This window comes from Streptomyces sp. NBC_00569 (assembly GCF_036345255.1).
Lineage (GTDB): Bacteria > Actinomycetota > Actinomycetes > Streptomycetales > Streptomycetaceae > Streptomyces.
In genome coordinates this window covers 9466522-9483504 of the sequence record NZ_CP107783.1, presented here as the reverse complement: position 1 = coordinate 9483504, position 16983 = coordinate 9466522, and the positions used below count along the sequence as shown (strand labels likewise).

The following is a 16983-nucleotide window of genomic DNA, read 5'->3' as shown; positions in this document are numbered from 1 at the left end:
CATGAGTGACACCCTGGAGACCCGCCACCGCGGCGGGAGCGCGGTCCGCCACATCCTGCTGTCACTCGGTGCGGTCGCCTTCCTGTTCCCCTTCTACTACATGGTCGTCGGCTCATTGCGCGGGACGACGGTCGGTGATCTGTCCGCCGCGGTCCCGTCCGGGCTGACCGGCGCCAACTACACGGCCGTCAACGGCGCGATCTCGCTGGGCCGTTCCCTGCTCAACTCGGGGATCATGACCATCGGCGTCCTGGTCTGCACGCTCGTCTTCGGCGTACTCGCCGGATACGCGCTCGCCCAGCTGCGCTTCCGCGGCAAGGGCGCCGTCTTCGCCGCACTGCTCCTCGTACAGATGATCCCGTTCCAGCTGCTCACACTGCCGCTGTACGTGCTCGTCGTCCGCGACTACGGGCTCGGCGACAACTACCTCGGCATGATCCTGCCGTTCGCGATCAACTCGACGGCGGTGTTCCTCTTCCGCCAGTTCTTCTCCCAGCTGCCGCAGTCCCTCTTCGAGGCGGCGCGGATCGACGGGGCGAGCGAGCTGCGGATCCTGTGGCAGATCGCGCTGCCGATGGCACGTCCGGCGGTGCTGACCGCGCTGCTGCTGACGTTCATCGGGCCGTGGAACGAGTTCCTGTGGCCGTTCCTCGTCACCAAGAACGCCGACATGCAGCCGCTGGCCGTCTCGCTGGCCAGCTTCCTCTCCAACCTCCAGGGCACGGTCGCCAACCCGGCCGGTGCCCTGCTGGCCGGCGCATGTGTGCTGGCCGTCCCCGCTGTGGCCCTGTTCCTCCTGTTCCAGCGCCACTTCACCTCTACCGACATCGACTCCGGAGTAAAGGGCTAATCGCCATGAGCAACACCACCGTCGCCACCGACATCCCCTACCGCATGGTGCGCAAGGGCGTGGTCATGTCCCCGCTGGCCGGTGAGGCGAACGAGGTCGAGGGAGTCCTGAACCCCGCCTCCGGCCGCACCCCGGACGGCACGCTGCACCTGCTGCCGCGCCTGGTCGCCGAGGGCAACGTCTCCCGTGTCGGCCTCGCCGAGGTCACCTTCGACGAGACGGGCGCGCCCAGCGCCGTCGAGCGCCGCGGCGTCGTCCTCTCCCCCGACGAGGGCTGGGAGCGCGGCAAGAACAACGCCGGCGTCGAGGACCCCCGCATCACCTGGGTCCCCTCGCTCGGCAAGCACGTCATGAGTTACGTCGCCTACGGCCCGCTCGGCCCGAAGCCGGCTCTCGCCGTGTCCGAGAACCTCACCGACTGGGAGCGCCTCGGCCCGATCCAGTTCCAGTACCAGGCCGACCTGGACACCGACCTCAACCTCTTCCCCAACAAGGACGTCGTCCACTTCCCCGAGCCCGTCCCGGGCCCGGACGGCGAGATGGCGTACGCGATGCTGCACCGCCCGATGTGGGACCTCGGCTGGTTCCGTCCGGGCGAGGGGGTACACCTGCCCGCCGGTGTCACCGACGAGCGTCCCGGCATCTGGATCTCGTACGTTCCGGTCGCCGAGGTCGAGGCCGACATCCGCGCCCTGACCCGCCCGCGCGACCACCGTCTGCTGGCTCTGTCCGAGTTCCCGTGGGAGTCCCTGAAGATCGGCGGCGGCCCGGCCCCCATCCGCGTGGCCGAGGGCTGGCTGCTCATCCACCACGGTGTCTCCGGATCCATCGAGGACCCGTGGGCGCAGAACCAGAAGGTGTCGTACGCCGCCGGCGCGATGATCCTCGACCCGGCCGACCCGTCGAAGGTGCTCGCGCGCTCCGCCGAGCCGCTCATGGCCCCGGAGACCGAGGAGGAGATCTCGGGCACCGTCCCGAACGTCGTCTTCCCGACGGCCATCGAGGAAATCGACGGCCGGCTCTACGTCTTCTACGGCATGGCCGACGCGCACATCGGCGTCGCCCTCCTGGAGCGCACGGCGTGACCGGCGGCGCCCTCGCACCTCTCGGAGTCGGCCTGGTCGGCTGCGGCGGGTTCGCCGAGTTCGTCCTGGACGCCGTCGCGGGTCTGCCCGGCCTGCGCCTCGTGGCCGTCGCCGACCCCTCGCGCGACCGCGCCGAGAGGCTCGGCGCGCGGCACGGCGTCCCGGCGCTCGCCTCCCTCGACGAGCTCCTCGAACGGGACGACGTGGCGGCCGTGCTGATCGCCACGCCGCCCGCAACCCATGCCGAGATGGCCGTCACCGCGCTGCGTGCGGGGCGCCACGTCTTCTGCGAGAAGCCTCTCGCCACCACGACCGAGGACGCCTCGGCGGTCGCCCACGAGGCGCGGCTCGCCAGGCGCGTCCTGGTCGTGGACCACGTGCTTCGGTACAACCCGCTGCTGCGGGCCGTGCGGCACCTCACCGAGCGGGGGCTGCTCGCGCCCCCGCGCCGGTTCCTGTTCGAGAACGACGCCTCCGACGAGGACCTGGGCCCCGACCACTGGTTCTGGGACCCGGCACACAGCGGCGGCATCTTCGTCGAGCACGGCGTCCACTTCTTCGACGCCGCCCGCGCCCTCCTGGGGTCGGACCCGGTCAGCGTGCGAGCGACCGCCGTGGCGCGGCCCGGAGGCCCGGTCGACATGGTGAGCGCCGACGTCGTCCACCCCGGCGGCGTCCTCGCCTCCCACCTGCACTCCTTCACGCACGCCCACCGTGCCGAGCGTCAACTCATGCGTCTGGACCACGGGTTCGCGGAGACGCGGATCAGCGGCTGGATCCCCGTGCAGGCCGAGATCTCGGCGTGGACCGACGAGGCGGGCGCCCGCCGTTGGGAGCAACTACCGGACGAGGTAGACACGTTGTTGTCCGTCGACGGCTTCCGGACGCACGGCGACGAGCGGATCACCGTCCGCGTCGAACGGGACGCCGGCTCCACAGCCCCGGCCCGCGGGCGCGGTGAGCAGCGCACGGTCCCGCACCACGTCACCGCTGTCATCGACCTGGGCGGCGAGGCCCGCAAGCCGTACGTGTACGCGCAGAGCGTGCGCGCCGCTGCGGCCGATCTGGTCCGGGCCGTCCGCGAGGGCACGCCTCCGGTCGCGGACGCCGTCAGCGGTCTCGCCGCGGTCGCCGTCGCCGAGGCGGCCACCCTCGCCGCCTCCACCGGCACCGAGCAGCGCGTCCCCTCGCCCGGCCCGGCCGTCTCCGAGGGAGCCTCCACATGAGCTGGTGGCAGGACATGGTCTGCTACGAGGTGTACCCGCGCGCCTTCGCCGACTCGGACGGCGACGGGATCGGCGATCTGCCGGGCCTGGCCGCACGCCTCGAGCACATCAAGGATCTGGGCGCGGACGCCGTGTGGTGCACCCCGTTCTACCCGTCGCCGCTGGCCGACGGCGGCTACGACATCGCCGACCACACCGGCGTGGCCGCGGACCTGGGAACGGACGACGACGCCATCCAACTCATCGTGCGCGCACATGAGTTGGGCCTCAAATTCATCATCGACCTGGTGCCGAACCACACCTCCGACCAGCACCCCTGGTTCCAGGAGGCTCTGGCCGCGGGGCCCGGGTCGACGGAGCGGGAGATGTACCTGTTCCGGCCCGGCCGGGGCGCGGACGGCGAACTGCCCCCCAACGACTGGCAGTCGGCGTTCGGCGGCTCCGCCTGGACCCGGGTCACGGACGGCGAGTGGTACTGCCACCTCCACGCCGCCGAGCAGCCCGACCTCAACTGGCACAACCCCAAGGTGCGGAGCGCCTTCACCGAGGTACTGCGGTACTGGCTCGACCGCGGTGTGGACGGCTTCCGCGTGGACGTCGCCCACGCCCTGTTCAAGGCGGAAGGGCTGCCCGACGCGGGCCCCGGCCAGCACAGGGACCCGCTGCGCAACCACCTGATGCCGTACTACGACCAGGAAGAGCTGCACCCGCTCTACCGCGAATGGCGGGCCCTGCTCGACACCCATCCCGCACCCGCCGGCGCGGTGGCGCCCCAGGACCGGGTGATGGTCGCCGAGTCCGCCGTCTTCGACCCGTCCCGCCTCAGCCGCTACATCCGGCCCGACGAGATGCACCAGGCCTTCAACTTCGCCTTCCTGGAAGCACCTTGGGAGGCGGCGGAGCTGCGCCGGGTCATCGACGGCTCGTTCGCCGTGCCGGGCAGCCCGGTCACCTGGCTGCTCTCCAGCCACGACGCCGTCCGCCCGGTCACCCGGTACGGCTCGCCGGCGCGCGCCCGTGCGGCCGCGCTGCTGATGCTGGCCCTGCCCGGCTCCGCGTACCTCTTTCAGGGCGAGGAGCTGGGACTGCCGCAGGTCGAGGTGCCCGTCGACCGCATCCTCGACCCGCTGTGGGAACGCTCGGGCCACACGGAGCGCGGCCGTGACGGCGCGCGTGTGCCACTGCCGTGGACCGGTGAGCACGCCCCGTACGGATTCAGCACCGTGGCGCCCGACCACACCTGGCTGCCACAGCCGGACGACTGGTCGCACCTGACGGTCGCCGCGCAGCAGCAGGACCCCGACTCGACGCTCGCGCTGTACCGGGCGGCGCTGCGGATCCGCCGCACCCGTCCGGCACCGGACCCGACGGCCCCACCGACCTGGCTGTCCGCACCCGACGCCCCGTACCTCGCCTTCCGCCGCGGCGCGCTGGTCTGCCTCGTCAACCTGGGCGCCGAGCCCCTGCGTCTCCCCCCGCTCGGTCTGCCCGGCCGACCGGCGCTCGGCAGCGGACCGTTCGACGGCGACACGTTGCCGCCCGACACCGCGCTGTGGCTCCTCGACCCGACCACCCCCGCCCATCTCGCCGAAAGCGACACCGATGACACGCGCGACTGACGTGACCCACCGCACCGACCTGTCCGGACTCGTCAAGGCGTACGACGTGCGCGGCGTGGTCCCCGACCAGTGGGACGAGACGACGGCCGAGCTCTTCGGCGCCGCGTTCGTCCAGGTCACCGGCGCGGACGCGATCGTGACGGGCCATGACATGCGTCCCTCCTCCCCCGGCCTGGCCCGCGCCTTCGCCCGCGGCGCGACCGCACAGGGCGCCGACGTCACCGAGATCGGCCTCTGCTCGACGGACCAGCTGTACTACGCCTCCGGCTCCTTCGGCCTCCCCGGCGCGATGTTCACCGCCTCGCACAACCCGGCCCGGTACAACGGCATCAAGCTGTGCCGCGCCGGCGCCGAACCGGTCGGCCAGGACACGGGCCTCGCCGAGATCCGCGCCTTGGTCGAAGGGTGGACGGACAACGGCGCCCCGGCGACCGCCGGCCGAACGGGCACCGTCACCACCACGGACACACTCACCGGCTACGCCACGTACCTGCACTCCCTCGTGGACCTGTCGGCGATCCGCCCGCTGAAGGTGGTCGTCGACGCGGGCAACGGCATGGGCGGGCACACCGTGCCGACGGTCCTCGCCGGTCTGCCCCTGGACATCGTCCCGATGTACTTCGAGCTGGACGGTACGTTCCCCCACCACGAGGCCAATCCGCTGGACCCCGCCAACATCGTCGACCTGCAGGCACGCGTCCGCGAGGAGGGCGCCGACCTCGGCCTCGCCTTCGACGGCGACGCGGACCGCTGCTTCGTCGTCGACGAGCACGGCGACCCGGTCTCGCCCTCCGCGGTCACCGCGCTCGTCGCCTCACGCGAACTTGCGCGGCATCCCGGGGCCACCGTCATCCACAACCTCATCACCTCCCGCACGGTTCCGGAGGTGATCCGCGAGGCGGGCGGCACTCCGGTCCGCACCCGCGTCGGCCACTCCTTCATCAAGCGGGAAATGGCCCGCGCCGGCGCCGTCTTCGGCGGCGAGCACTCCGCTCACTACTACTTCCGCGACTTCTGGAACGCCGACACCGGCATGCTCGCGGCCCTCCACGTCCTCGCCGCCCTGGGCACACAGAGCGCCCCGCTGTCCGACCTGACCAGCAGCTTCGAACGCTACGCCGCCTCCGGTGAGATCAACTCCGCCGTCAGTGACCCGAGCTCACGCACAGCGGCAGTGCGGGCGGCGTGGGCCGACCGCCCGGACGTCACGCTCGACGACCTCGACGGCCTGACCGTCAGCGGAACCGACTGGTGGTTCAACGTCCGCCCCTCGAACACGGAGCCGCTGCTGCGCCTCAACGTGGAAGCCCCCACCCAGTCGGCGATGCGCGCTCTCCGAGACGAGGTACTGGCGACGATCCGCACCTGAGCCCACGAAGTCACGGAGAAGGCTCTGACACGGGTACGGAACCACGCCTGCGGCCTCCTCGGCCGTCCCCACAGCTCATGGATCATGGCTCTTGACCTTGCCCGAAGGTCAAGGCCGACAGTGTCCACGCCGACCGAGTTGGCAAGCTGAGCTGGTTCGGCGAAGCTGAACCCGTGTGAGAGCAGCCTGCATTGGATGACGGCGTTCTCCTGGCGGAGCAGATGGCCTACTACAGGGCTGGCGCGGCCGAATATGATCGACCCTATGAAGCGTGCGAAAGCCTGCACGAGTTGCTGGCTGTCGTCGATGACCTCCCGATTGCCGGGGATGTGCTGGAGTCAGTACTCCAGCCGTAGATCGTGATGGGGCTGGATGTGGCTCATGCCTTCCTCGGCTTGCGCGGCCTGATCCAGGTGCCGCGCGGCCGGTTTCGTGCCTGGGCCAGCAACATCGCGTCAAACTCAATCTTGCTCATGACTTCTCGCGCTTCGGGTTCGAGCAGGGCCGCAGTCACTGGCCACGGGACAGCCGACGCCCAGCCGACGAGGGGCATGGTCTCGTTGCAGTGAGGGGCGAACTGCGCGGTGACGAGAGGTGGCATCCGGTAACTCAGGCCTCGCACGTGCTCCATGAAAGCGTTGGGGAGCAGAACGTGGTGCGTTTCAACGTAGTGAGGGAAGTCCAGTCGCCAGAGCCAGGTCCCGTCTGTAACCAGCGATGAGCAACCCGGGGAGTGGCGGTGGGCACTGCCCGTGACAGCGTCGCGGCCGCCCTCCATGACGTCGATCAGGACGTGCCCGGCATCCAGGTAGGCCACCAGGTCCGCCTCGTCCACCTCACCGGAGTGCTGGACGGCATCGCGTATGGACCCATTTGGCTGGCCCGGACGGTTGCCGAGTTCGTCATAGAAGCCCAGCAGCCCCAGCACCGCATCTCCTTCGAAGGTGGCCCTCCCACCCTGCTGACAGACGGGCGCGACCACCGTTGATCATCCGTGCGTGAAGACAGAAGACCGTACGGTGGCCGCAGGTCACAGCGTAGACCCTGCCCGCTGGCAGGAGGCGTTCGAGGGCCTGATGCGCCGGATCGCAGGACGGTTCGCGCGGGTCGAGCCCCGGCGTCGGGTACGTCAGTCCAGCGCCGCACAGGGCGCCGCGGACTGATCACGCCTCGACAAACTCAGTGGTCCACCGGCCCGTCACCGCCTGCGCGAAGACGTGATCAGGCCGACTGCCACAACTCGACCCGATTGCCCTCGGGATCGGTGACCCAGCCGAATCGACCGACACCCTCCATGTCCTGCGTTTCCTCGGCCACGTCCGCGCCCTTGGCGCGCAACTGCGCGAGCATCGCGTCCAGGTCGCGGACCCGGAAGTTGAGCATGGTCTGCTGGGCACGGGACCCGAAATAGTCGGTCCCGGACTCGAACGCCGCGAACACCGTGGGCCCTGGTTCCTGACGCCACAGGCCGTTCTCATCGGCGTCCAGACCCAGGCAGTCGCGATACCACGCGCTCAGGGCCGCCGGGTCGTCGGCCCGCATGAAATACCCACCGATACCAAGGACACGTTCCATGCCGCCATCTTGCCAGGGCGGCGTCCGGGCGGGCCGCCACCACACCAACGCCCGCTTCACCTCTGGATGGGCCGACGGGCGTCGCGTCCACACGCACCGCTGAGGCACCACAGCCGCCCGCCTCCAGCGCCGGTGCAGTGCCGTGGCCGCCACGGCCGGCCGCCCCCGGAACACGCATCGAACTCATGGCACACATTGCTCTTCGCGCTCCGGTCGCCGGGGCCGTGTCTGAGCGGTGACGCCAACGGTCGGCGACTCGCTGCCCGTCGCGGAGCGCGCTGCATTCCTTCCGAAATCGACCGTTGCTTCAGTCGCAGCGCCTGGGGAGGATCGACACCGGAATCTGGCTCATCAGGGTCGCCTCATGAATATGCGGCGCGGCACCGTTCTATCTCCTCTTCCCCCCGAAAAGATGGTGTCGCGTCGCATTTCGCTGTCCGCTTCGAAGCGCGGCCAGCCCAGTCCCCAGCGGTCGGCCCATGACGATCGTCACTCGGGCCGGTGACGTCCGGGACATGGGAATGCGGAGAAAAGGCATGCGGATCCGGCCATAGTTCTGGGTCATCCTGGATTGAGTAAGCAGGGGGATTGAATTCACCGGGAAACAGACAACGGAGATCCCATGCACGCATCCAGCGACATCGCCATTCTGTCCCGACATCCTCGCGCGGCCGCCGAGGCCCGAACCGCTCTGCAGGAGATAGCCCCGACCGGTTCCTCCGGGGCGGACACGGCAGCCCTCCTGCTGACCGAGGTGGTCTCGAACGCCGTCCGCCATGGCAAAGGAGCGGCGATCGGGGTAGCTGTCGGCTTCGACCCCTCCGCCGACGTGATCACTGGCGCTGTCTTCGACAGGGAGCCCGGGATGAGCGCGGGCGACCGGGCCGGCCTCGCCGACGAAGACCAGGACATGGAGTGCGGACGCGGGCTAGACCTGCTGGACGCCGCCTCACAGGCGTGGGGCGTCGCGACGGCGGGAGACCGCGGTAAGTGGGTGTGGTTCCAGGTCCGCGCGGCGTGACGCCCCGGGACTGCCCGCGGCAACCTCCTGGCGAGGCGGGGCGACGGTCACAATGGGGGGACGGTCACGCAAGAGCCGTCACAGGGTGTCGGGCGGGGTGAGGGGCACGTGGAGTTCCACCCGGAATCCCCCGCCCTCCGGGCCCGCGGCCAGTTCGCCTCCGAGCAAGGACGCGCGTTCGTTCAGTCCGAACAGGCCGTTGCCGCCGCTGGGGAGTTCATCGGCGGGCGGCCCGGAAGCCGGTCCGTTGATCACCGTGAGGTCCACCGTGTCAGGACCGCACCTCAGCTCGATCCCGACCTCCGCCCCCGGGGCGTACTTGGCGGCATTGGTGAGCGACTCCTGGAGCGTCCGGTAGACGGCCTGCTGCACCAGCGTGGGCAGCGATCCCGGCTCCCCCTCGATGCTGAGGTCGGCGTGCAGTCCGGCCCGTCCGGCGCTGTGCACCAAGTCGTGCAGATCGCCGGCGTCCACATGTGGAGCGCGCGGTGCGGGCCGACCTGCACGGTCGGGGGTGAGCACTCCGAGAATCGCGCGCAGTTCCTCAAGGGCACGACGCCCCTCGTGCCGGATCTGTTCCGCGTCGTCCGCGACCTTGCGGTCCACCGACCCGGCGCCCACGCGCAGCGCGGCGGCCAGCAGCACGATGTGCCCGACCCGGTGGGCCACCACGTCGTGCATGTCCCGGGCGATACGGCTCCGCTCGTTGACCCGCGCCTGCTCGACCAACAGCACGTGCTCGCGCTCCCTCGTGGCAAGCTCGGCCTGGGCGGCCGTGGCCAGGTCGCGGCGGAGGGCGACCGCGTAGCCGACGACCAGCGGTCCGACGACCAGCGCCAGGGAGTACGCGGCTCCCCGGAAGTCCCACGCTCCACCGAGCCACAGGGCTCCCGCGTCCGACAGGCAGCCCAGGCCGGCGAACCAGGCGAGCAGCCTCCATCTGTTCGGGTACGTGGATCCCACCGTGTACAACGCGACGGCAAGGGCCGTGGGGGTGAAGAGGAGGAGGTGGCAGAGCACGACGAGCCACCCGATCACGACGGTCCGCTCGCGTCTCCACCACAGCAGGAGCCCGACGGCGCCGGAGAGCACCGCGACCGTCACGGTGGGAGCCCCCGTGAGAAGGCCGTTCGAGGGCTTGACCCAGCTGTTTCCGAACCCTGCGAGTGCGGCGGCTGCCGCCACCGCCGCGTCCGTCCGCCGCAAGGACGACGGCGTCGCATCCTGCCACGCGGTCCTGGGCACGGGGCCTTTCTCCCTCCACGTCGCCCGTCCGGACGTGCTCTTCAGCATGATCCAGCGAGGAACCCCGCGCGTTTACGCCCGGGGGGAATCGCTTCTCTGCTCTGACCTGCACGTGTGTATGGATCTGCGCTGCTGTCAGTGCCCTCCGTTAGGTTGGCCTGGTGAAGATCGCGGTGCAGGTGAAGCTGATCCCGGAGGCCGAGCAGGCCGCCGCGCTGTCGGCGACCCTGACAGCGTGCAACGACGCCGCGAACTGGGTATCGGTGGTGGCGTTCGAGCGCGATGTGCCGCGTGAGTACGAGCTGCGCAAGCACACCTACGCCGAACTCAAAGCCCGTGGCCTCGGCGCGCAGGCAGCGCAGCACGTGATCAAAAAGGTGCGCGACTCCTACACCACGCTCAAGGCGAACGTGCGGGCGGGGAACCTCGGCAAGGAAGGCTCCAAGCGTCGCCGCAAAGCCGAGTCCAATCCCATCGCGTTCCGGCCAGACGCAGCGCAGCCCTTCGATGACCGGTGTCTGTCCTGGCAGTTGGACGCACAGACGGTGTCCATCTGGACCACCAGCGGACGCCTTCGGGGTATCCAGTTCGCCTGCTCCACCGACGCGCTCAAGACGCTCCAGCACCACCGGCGGGGCGAGTCGGACCTGATCGAACGAGACGGCGTCTTCTATCTGATCGCCACCTGCGACGTGCCCGAAGCCGAACCCTTCGAGCCGGACGGGTTTGTCGGCGTCGACCTGGGCATCGTCAACATCGCCACTACCTCCACCGGCTACCAGGCCGCCGGACGCGGCCTCAACCGCTACCGCAAGCGGCAACTTGTCTTGCGGGCCAAGCTCCAGAGGAAGCGCACCAAGTCCGCCAAACGAAGGCTCAAGGAACGCTCCCGCCGCGAGCAGCGGCATGTGAAGAACACCAACCACGTCATCGCTAAGACGATCGTGACCGAGGCTGAACGCACCTCGGCCGGGATCTCCCTGGAAGAACTCAAGGGAATCCGGCAGAGGGTACGGCTCCGCAAGCCCCAACGGGTCGCATTCCACTCCTGGGCCTTTGCCCAGCTCGGGGAATTCATCGTCTACAAAGCCCGCCGGGCGGGCGTCCCGCTGGTGTACGTCGATGCGGCGTACACGTCGCAGATGTGCTGCGAGTGCAGGCACGTCGACCAGCGTAACCGAATAGACCAGGGCCTGTTCATCTGTCGGGGCTGCGGCGTCGTTGCGCACGCGGACCGGAATGCTTCCCACAACATCGCCTCCCGTGGTGTAGCCGTGTGGATTGCGGGGCGTGAGTCACGCGCCCCTGCCGCCTCATAAGGGGTGTCTGGACGGAGGAGCCCACCCGGCAGCCAGTTGGGAGCTACCTCCAAGCCCGGTCCTTTAGGGCCGGGTCAAGTTGACCGCTCCATTCCCGCCCGGTACGCCAGGCGGGCCGCCTGGACCCGGTTGTCCGCCCCGATCTTCGCCAGGACGCGGCTCACCTGGTTCTTCACGGTTCCTTCGCTGGCGTGGAGTTCCTTGCCGATGTTCGCGTTGGACATGCCTCGTCCGATGAGGCCGAGGACCTCCCGCTCCCGCTCGGTCAACGAGTCGAGGGCCTGCTGTTCCTGAGTCGTCAGCCGGACTGCGTGCTGGGCGAGCTGCTCCATGACGCGCCCTGTGACCGAGGGGTCGAGGGTCGACTTGCCGGCGGCCACGAGACGCACCGACCGCAGCAACTCCTCGGGGGGCGTGTCCTTGAGCAGAAACCCGCTGGCTCCCGCGCTCACCGCCTCGTCCACGTACTCGTCCTCCGCGAACATGGTGAGGATGAGAACCCGGGGCGGGTCGGGGAGCGCCTGCAGCTCGCGGGTGGCGGCGATGCCGTCCATGCCCGGCATCCGAATGTCGAGTAGCGCCACATCAGGGCGAAGGCGCCGCGCCGCGTCGACGGCACTGCGTCCGTCCCATGCCTGGTCCACCACGTGGATGTCGTCCGCGGAGGAAAGAATGTCGCTCAGTCCCCGGCGGACGATCTCGCTGTCGTCGGCGACCAGGACATGGATCACCATGGGTGACCACCTCTCGTGCTCAGCGCTCTGCCAGCCACCGGCCAAGTCAACAATGCGGACAGGCTAGCTCATTACGGTGTTTATTTATCGAAGGGTCCCCTCTCAATTCGGGGATCGGAAACTCACGGTCGCTCAGGGGTGCGCGTATGTCCTGACCAAGGTCACCCACCGGCCGTCGCCGGATCCGCGCCCTCCCACGCCGCGCGCAGCAACCCCCGTACGGCGTCGGCCGTGACCGGACGCGGATTGTCCGCCGGGGCCGCTTCCAGGATCGCCGGCACCGCGTCGTCGATGTCCGGCTCGGCGAGGCCGTAGTCCCGCAAGGCCGTCGGCGCGTCCACGGACCGGCGCAGCCGCTGCAGCCCGTCGAGCGCCGAGCCCGTGCCGAGGGCCTCCGCGATCCTGCGCTCGGCGTGCGGTGCGGCGGGGGCGTTGAAGGCGAGGACGTACGGCAGGACGACGGCGTGCGTCTGGGCGTGCGGCAGGTCGTAGCGGCCGCCGAGTACATGGCAGATCTTGTGGTGCATGCCCGACCCCGCGGACGAGAACGCGACTGCCGACAGGTACGCCCCGTACAGCATCTGCTCGCGGCCCTCGACGGCGGAAGGGTCGGCGACTACTGCGGGCAGTCCGGCGGCGAGCGCGCGGATGCCCTCCCCGGCCAGCGCCTGGTCGACCGGGTCGGTGCGCGGGGCCCACATCGAATCGACGCAGTGGGCAAGGGCGTTGAGGCCGGATGCGACGCTCATCGGCACGGGAAGCGTGAGGGTGAGCGTCGCGTCGTAGACGATCGCGCGCGGCAGCACGCGGACGTCGACGCCTGTCTTCTTGCTGCCGCCCTCGGTGAGTCCCCAGACGCTGGTCGCCTCCGACCCCGCGTACGTGGTCGGCACGGCCACGATCGGCAGCCCCGTCGTGAGCGCGACGGCCTTGGCCAGGCCGGTCGTCGAACCGCCGCCGACGCAGACCACCACGTCCGCATCGTGCCGGGCCGCTGCCGCCCGGGCCCGTTCGGCAGTGGCGAGTGGGACGTGCATCGCCACGTCGTCGTGGTGCACGACGACGGGGGCGTCCGACGTGACCGACTCGGCCCGTTCGGCTTCGCGGGGCGTCGCGATGACCATCACGCGGGCGCCGCCGAGCCGTTCGACCTCGGTGCGCACGGCCGCGCGTGCTTCGCCGGAGGCGAAGTGGACGCGCTGCGGCAGCGTCTCGTGCTCGAATCGCATGGGTCGCTCTCCTTCTTGCTCCGGTTCCTGCTCCGACGGTCGCGTCACGCGCGACGGAGCACGATGTCGAAGCGGACGCGGGTCCAGCTCAGGTCGGTGAGGGTACGGCCGTCGGGCGCCGGTGTGCCGGGTGCCTGCCGTTCGAACCTCTTGACGAGGGAGTCCTTGACGCCGAACACGGCGTCCTGCGTGAGCAGTCGGTCGCCTTGGACGAAGATGTGAGTGGTCACGGCGCGGTGGCCAGGGGCGGTCGCCCTGAAGTGCAGGTGGGAGGCGCGCAGTGGGGAGCGTCCGGTCTTGTCCAGGAGTTGGCCGACCGGTCCGTCGTGCGGGATCGGGTACGGGGTGGGGGTGAGTCCCCAGAACGCGTAACGTCCACGGTCATCGGTGAAGAGATGGCCGCGGCCCGCTGTGCGGTCCGGCCCGTACTGCACGTCGTAGAGGCCGCCCTCGTCGGCTTCCCATATGTCGAGTCGGGCTCGCGCGACCGGTTTGCCGTCGGTGTCGGTGACGGTGCCCTCGACCCAGCAGGGCTCTCCTGGGGCTCCGCGCGCGAGGTCGCCGCCGATGGGGATCTCGGGAGCGCCATCCACGAAGAACGGGCCGACCACCGTCGCCTCGGTCGCGCCCCCGGCGGCCTCATGGTTGACGTTGATGGTCTGCATGGAGGCCCCGAGCACGTCGGACAGGAGCACGAACTCCTGACGCCGGTCGGTGGTGATGTGCCCGGCCGCGGTGAGGAATTCGACGGCCTGCTGCCATTCTTCCTCCGTCAGTCGCACGTCACGGATGAACCCGTGCAGGTGCCGGACCAGTGACTGCATCAGTTCCTTGAGGCGCGGGTCCGGGGTGTCATCGAACGACGCCAGGACCGTATCGATCAACTCGTCCTCGACCTGGCGCTGTTGCTCCGGCAGGACGGCGCCGCCTCCGGAGCGGCCTTCGGGATGGCTTTCGGGCCGGGCTGCGGAACGGCCGTCGAAATGAACTCCGGGACGGCCTGTGGGATGTCCTGCGGGATCTGCTGCGTTCTGCGGCGCGGACATGGGGCGGCTCCTCCTGCTCGTTCGGCGATGTCGCCGTTCACACCGTGGCAGACCGCTCGGCTTCGTGGCCGTGGATCCACCCATGGCCCGCCCGCGGATCCCCCTCGGCCGCCGCAGCGTCGCGGGCCCGCGGACGCCGGCCCTCGGTCAGCTCAGCGGCTTCGGCGGGTCCAGGAGCGACACCAGCAGTCCGGTGAACTCCATCGCCGCCCACGGCAGCCGCCGGCCCAACATGGTCTGCACTTGCGCCTCGCGCTGGCGGAAGACCGGGTGGTCGACGCGCACATGGGTGACCCCCTCCGTCACCGAGTCCTGGTGCAGGTCTCCGAGGTCGCCGACGAGTGCGACGCCGCCTCCGGAGCGGACGAACTCGTACTGTGGAGCAAGTCCGTCGCACACCAGTGCCGGACGGGCCGTCAAGCCCTCCAACTGCACTCCGATATCGAAGAGTTCACGCTGACTGGTTCCGACCGAACCGATACCCAGGGGGTACTCGCACAGTTCCGCCAGGCTGATCCGATCCCGGCCGGCCAGTTCGTGATCCAGAGGCACGACGGCGGCCACGGGTATCACGACGGCGCATTCCACGCGTACGTCGTGTTGCGGGCCCATCGTGTAGGTGGCCGCCACGTCGGCTATGCCCTCGACCACGCGCCGGGTTGCCTCCTGGCGGGGGACGACGTCGAGCCGGAAGGTCACGTCCGGGTGGTCCCGCCGGAAGGCCGCCATCGCGCGCGGCAGGAGACGACGCCCGAATCCCTCCGCGCAGACCACCTTGATGTGGTGGACATCGGCCCCACGTCCGGTCCTCAACTCGTCGACGAGCGCGGTGGATTCGGCCTCGCTGCGGCGGGCGTGGGCCAGGAGCCGGGATCCCGCGTCGGTCATCGTCATCCCGCGGGGGTGCCGGACGAAGAGAGCCACTCCCGTCCCGGACTCGAGCTTGGCGATCTGCCTGCTCACCGCGGAGGGAGCGACCTGCAGCTTCTGGGCGGCCTCGGTCACCGATCCCGTCCGGGCCACCTCGAGAAAGTACGCGAGGCTCACCGGCATGAGCTGCATCGTGCCTCCGGAAAGACTGGATGGCGCCCTCTGACATGGACGCCGGTTTGCCAAGAATAGAACGCAGGGTGCCACAAACGGCAATAGTCGCCGCCCGGAAACCGCCCTACGCTCCTGAGCCAGCACATCACACACACCTGCCGCCACCATCAGGAGAAGCTTCAGTGATCCCCGACAGCCTGGTCGAGAGGGCCGAGGAGTACGTCGACTCCGGCGCCTACTTCACCGACTTGAGCGCGATGGTCGCCTACCCCACCGAGAGCAGCCGGCCGGAAGGTCGCGTTGCCATTAAGGCATACCTGGATGAGGTTCTCGTACCGGCCCTGACCGAACTCGGATGCTCCGTCACCGAGTACGTCAATCCGGACCCCTCCGGCGGCCCGTTCCTCGTCGGCACACGCGCCGAGTCCCCCGAACTCCCGACGTTGCTGTGCTATGGCCACGCGGACGTGGTGGACGGCCAGGCCGGCCGATGGAGCGACGGCCGGGATCCCTGGACCCTGACCGCAGAGGGCGACCGGTGGTACGGCCGGGGGTCAGCCGACAACAAGGGGCAGCACCTTGCCAACATCGCGGCACTGCGGCTGCTGCTCGCAGAGCAGGGTTCGCTCGGCTTCAACCTGACCTTCCTGTTCGAGACCGGCGAGGAGGTCGGCTCGCCCGGACTCGCCGAATTCGCCACCGCACACCGCGCGGAACTGCGGGCCGATGTGCTGATCGCCTCGGACGGTCCACGTCTGGACGCCACGACGCCGACGCTGTTCCTCGGGTCGCGCGGAGGCGTCGGCATCATGCTCGACGTCGACCTGCGCCCCGACGCGTACCACTCGGGCAACTGGGGTGGTGTGATCCGCAACCCCGCCACGACCCTGGCCGGCGCGATCGCGAGCCTGGTCGACGGGCACGGCCGCATCCAGGTACCCGCACTGCTGCCGCCCGAAATGCCGGCCGCCGTCCGCGAGGCACTCACCGACGTCGTGGTCGCGGGCAGCCCCGGTGATCCCGCGCCGGACGAGGGCTGGGGCGACACGACGCTGACCGCTGCCGAGCGGCTCTACGGCTGGAACACTCTTGAGGTCCTGTCACTGGGATCGGCCGACATCGACCGTCCCGTCAACGCGATCCCCGGTCGTGCGCGCGCCGTCCTGCAGCTGCGCTACGTCGCGGGCACCGATGTGAGCCGAGCCCGGGAGATCGTCACCGAGCATCTCACCGATCACGGGTATCCGATGGTCGACGTGACCGTCCTCGGCAGCTTCGCCGCCAGCCGAACCCCGCTGGACGACCCGTGGCTGCGCTGGGCCGAGGAAGCACTCGAGCAGGTCACCGACAAGCCCGTCGCCGTTCTGCCCAATATCGGCGGCTCCCTGCCCAACCATGTCTTCACGGACATCCTCGGCCTGCCGACCCTGTGGCTGCCGCACTCGTACCCGGGCTGCCTCCAGCACGCGCCCGACGAGCACATGCTCTCCGCGATCGCCCGCGAAGGCGTCGTCCTGGCGGCCACCTTGTTCCATGCCCTCGGCCGTCCCTCGGCCGACCGTCCGCTCCCCGCACGCGCCGAACTCGACCGCCTCGCCCCCGCCGACCACTCCGCCTGACG

General features: G+C 69.9%; 16 protein-coding genes. 9 read left to right on the top strand and 7 right to left on the bottom strand.

The genetic code is table 11. The features are described 5' to 3' along the window. Position 1 precedes the first annotated feature (1 nt). The 5 genes from OHO83_RS42845 to OHO83_RS42825 are packed head-to-tail and all read left to right on the top strand — an operon-like array spanning position 2 to position 6149. Positions 2-850: a carbohydrate ABC transporter permease gene (locus OHO83_RS42845; RefSeq protein WP_266680656.1), complete on the top strand. Its 849-nt coding sequence runs from the start codon at positions 2-4 to the stop codon at positions 848-850. A gap of 5 nt (positions 851-855) precedes the next feature. Beyond that, complete coding sequence (locus tag OHO83_RS42840; protein WP_266680654.1) at positions 856-1935, top strand: glycoside hydrolase family 130 protein; 1080 nt, start codon at positions 856-858, stop codon at positions 1933-1935. After that, positions 1932-3161 carry a Gfo/Idh/MocA family protein gene (locus OHO83_RS42835; protein WP_266680652.1) on the top strand — a complete coding sequence of 410 codons (1230 nt, stop codon included), beginning with the start codon at positions 1932-1934 and terminating at the stop codon, positions 3159-3161. The genes OHO83_RS42840 and OHO83_RS42835 overlap by 4 nt, the downstream gene beginning before the upstream one ends. Beyond that, on the top strand, positions 3158-4780 hold the full coding sequence (locus OHO83_RS42830) for a glycoside hydrolase family 13 protein (RefSeq protein ID WP_266680650.1): 1623 nt from the start codon (positions 3158-3160) through the stop codon (positions 4778-4780). The genes OHO83_RS42835 and OHO83_RS42830 overlap by 4 nt, the downstream gene beginning before the upstream one ends. Next, positions 4764-6149: a phosphomannomutase/phosphoglucomutase gene (locus tag OHO83_RS42825; RefSeq protein ID WP_266680648.1), complete on the top strand. Its 1386-nt coding sequence runs from the start codon at positions 4764-4766 to the stop codon at positions 6147-6149. The genes OHO83_RS42830 and OHO83_RS42825 overlap by 17 nt, the downstream gene beginning before the upstream one ends. 379 nt (positions 6150-6528) lie before the next feature. On the opposite strand, the gene OHO83_RS42820 is transcribed toward OHO83_RS42825, so the two are convergent. Continuing rightward, positions 6529-7077 (bottom strand): hypothetical protein, encoded by a 549-nt coding sequence (locus tag OHO83_RS42820; RefSeq protein WP_266680646.1) that lies wholly within the window; start codon positions 7075-7077, stop codon positions 6529-6531. A 70-nt stretch (positions 7078-7147) separates the two neighbouring features. Here OHO83_RS42820 and OHO83_RS42815 point away from each other — a divergent pair, with 70 nt between their 5' ends. Further along, positions 7148-7312 (top strand): hypothetical protein, encoded by a 165-nt coding sequence (locus OHO83_RS42815; RefSeq protein ID WP_266680644.1) that lies wholly within the window; start codon positions 7148-7150, stop codon positions 7310-7312. A gap of 58 nt (positions 7313-7370) precedes the next feature. Here the strand turns inward: OHO83_RS42815 and OHO83_RS42810 are convergent, their stop codons facing one another. Beyond that, positions 7371-7724 carry a VOC family protein gene (locus tag OHO83_RS42810; RefSeq protein WP_266680642.1) on the bottom strand — a complete coding sequence of 118 codons (354 nt, stop codon included), beginning with the start codon at positions 7722-7724 and terminating at the stop codon, positions 7371-7373. 622 nt (positions 7725-8346) lie between these two features. Here OHO83_RS42810 and OHO83_RS42805 point away from each other — a divergent pair. Beyond that, the gene (locus OHO83_RS42805) at positions 8347-8745 is read left to right on the top strand and encodes an ATP-binding protein (protein WP_266680640.1); all 399 of its coding nucleotides are present in this window, start codon (positions 8347-8349) and stop codon (positions 8743-8745) included. 78 nt (positions 8746-8823) lie between these two features. Here the strand turns inward: OHO83_RS42805 and OHO83_RS42800 are convergent, their stop codons facing one another. Continuing rightward, entirely contained in the window at positions 8824-9990 is a 1167-nt protein-coding gene (locus tag OHO83_RS42800) for a sensor histidine kinase (protein WP_266680638.1), read from the bottom strand. Between the two features lie 161 nt (positions 9991-10151). Between OHO83_RS42800 and OHO83_RS42795 the strand changes: the two genes are divergently transcribed. Beyond that, a complete protein-coding gene (locus tag OHO83_RS42795; RefSeq protein ID WP_266680636.1) occupies positions 10152-11309 on the top strand; it encodes an RNA-guided endonuclease InsQ/TnpB family protein in 1158 nt (385 codons plus the stop codon). Between the two features lie 74 nt (positions 11310-11383). On the opposite strand, the gene OHO83_RS42790 is transcribed toward OHO83_RS42795, so the two are convergent. The 4 genes from OHO83_RS42790 to OHO83_RS42775 form a co-directional block, all read right to left on the bottom strand. Further along, positions 11384-12043 (bottom strand): response regulator, encoded by a 660-nt coding sequence (locus tag OHO83_RS42790; protein ID WP_405637678.1) that lies wholly within the window; start codon positions 12041-12043, stop codon positions 11384-11386. Between the two features lie 161 nt (positions 12044-12204). Continuing rightward, positions 12205-13272 carry a maleylacetate reductase gene (locus tag OHO83_RS42785; protein WP_266680634.1) on the bottom strand — a complete coding sequence of 356 codons (1068 nt, stop codon included), beginning with the start codon at positions 13270-13272 and terminating at the stop codon, positions 12205-12207. 44 nt (positions 13273-13316) lie between these two features. After that, positions 13317-14318 (bottom strand): dioxygenase family protein, encoded by a 1002-nt coding sequence (locus tag OHO83_RS42780; protein WP_266680632.1) that lies wholly within the window; start codon positions 14316-14318, stop codon positions 13317-13319. Positions 14319-14465: 147 nt separating this feature from the next. Further along, positions 14466-15371 carry a LysR family transcriptional regulator gene (locus OHO83_RS42775; protein ID WP_266680631.1) on the bottom strand — a complete coding sequence of 302 codons (906 nt, stop codon included), beginning with the start codon at positions 15369-15371 and terminating at the stop codon, positions 14466-14468. Positions 15372-15544: 173 nt separating this feature from the next. Between OHO83_RS42775 and OHO83_RS42770 the strand changes: the two genes are divergently transcribed. Beyond that, complete coding sequence (locus OHO83_RS42770; protein WP_266680630.1) at positions 15545-16981, top strand: M20 family metallopeptidase; 1437 nt, start codon at positions 15545-15547, stop codon at positions 16979-16981. The last annotated feature ends 2 nt before the right edge of the window (positions 16982-16983 follow it).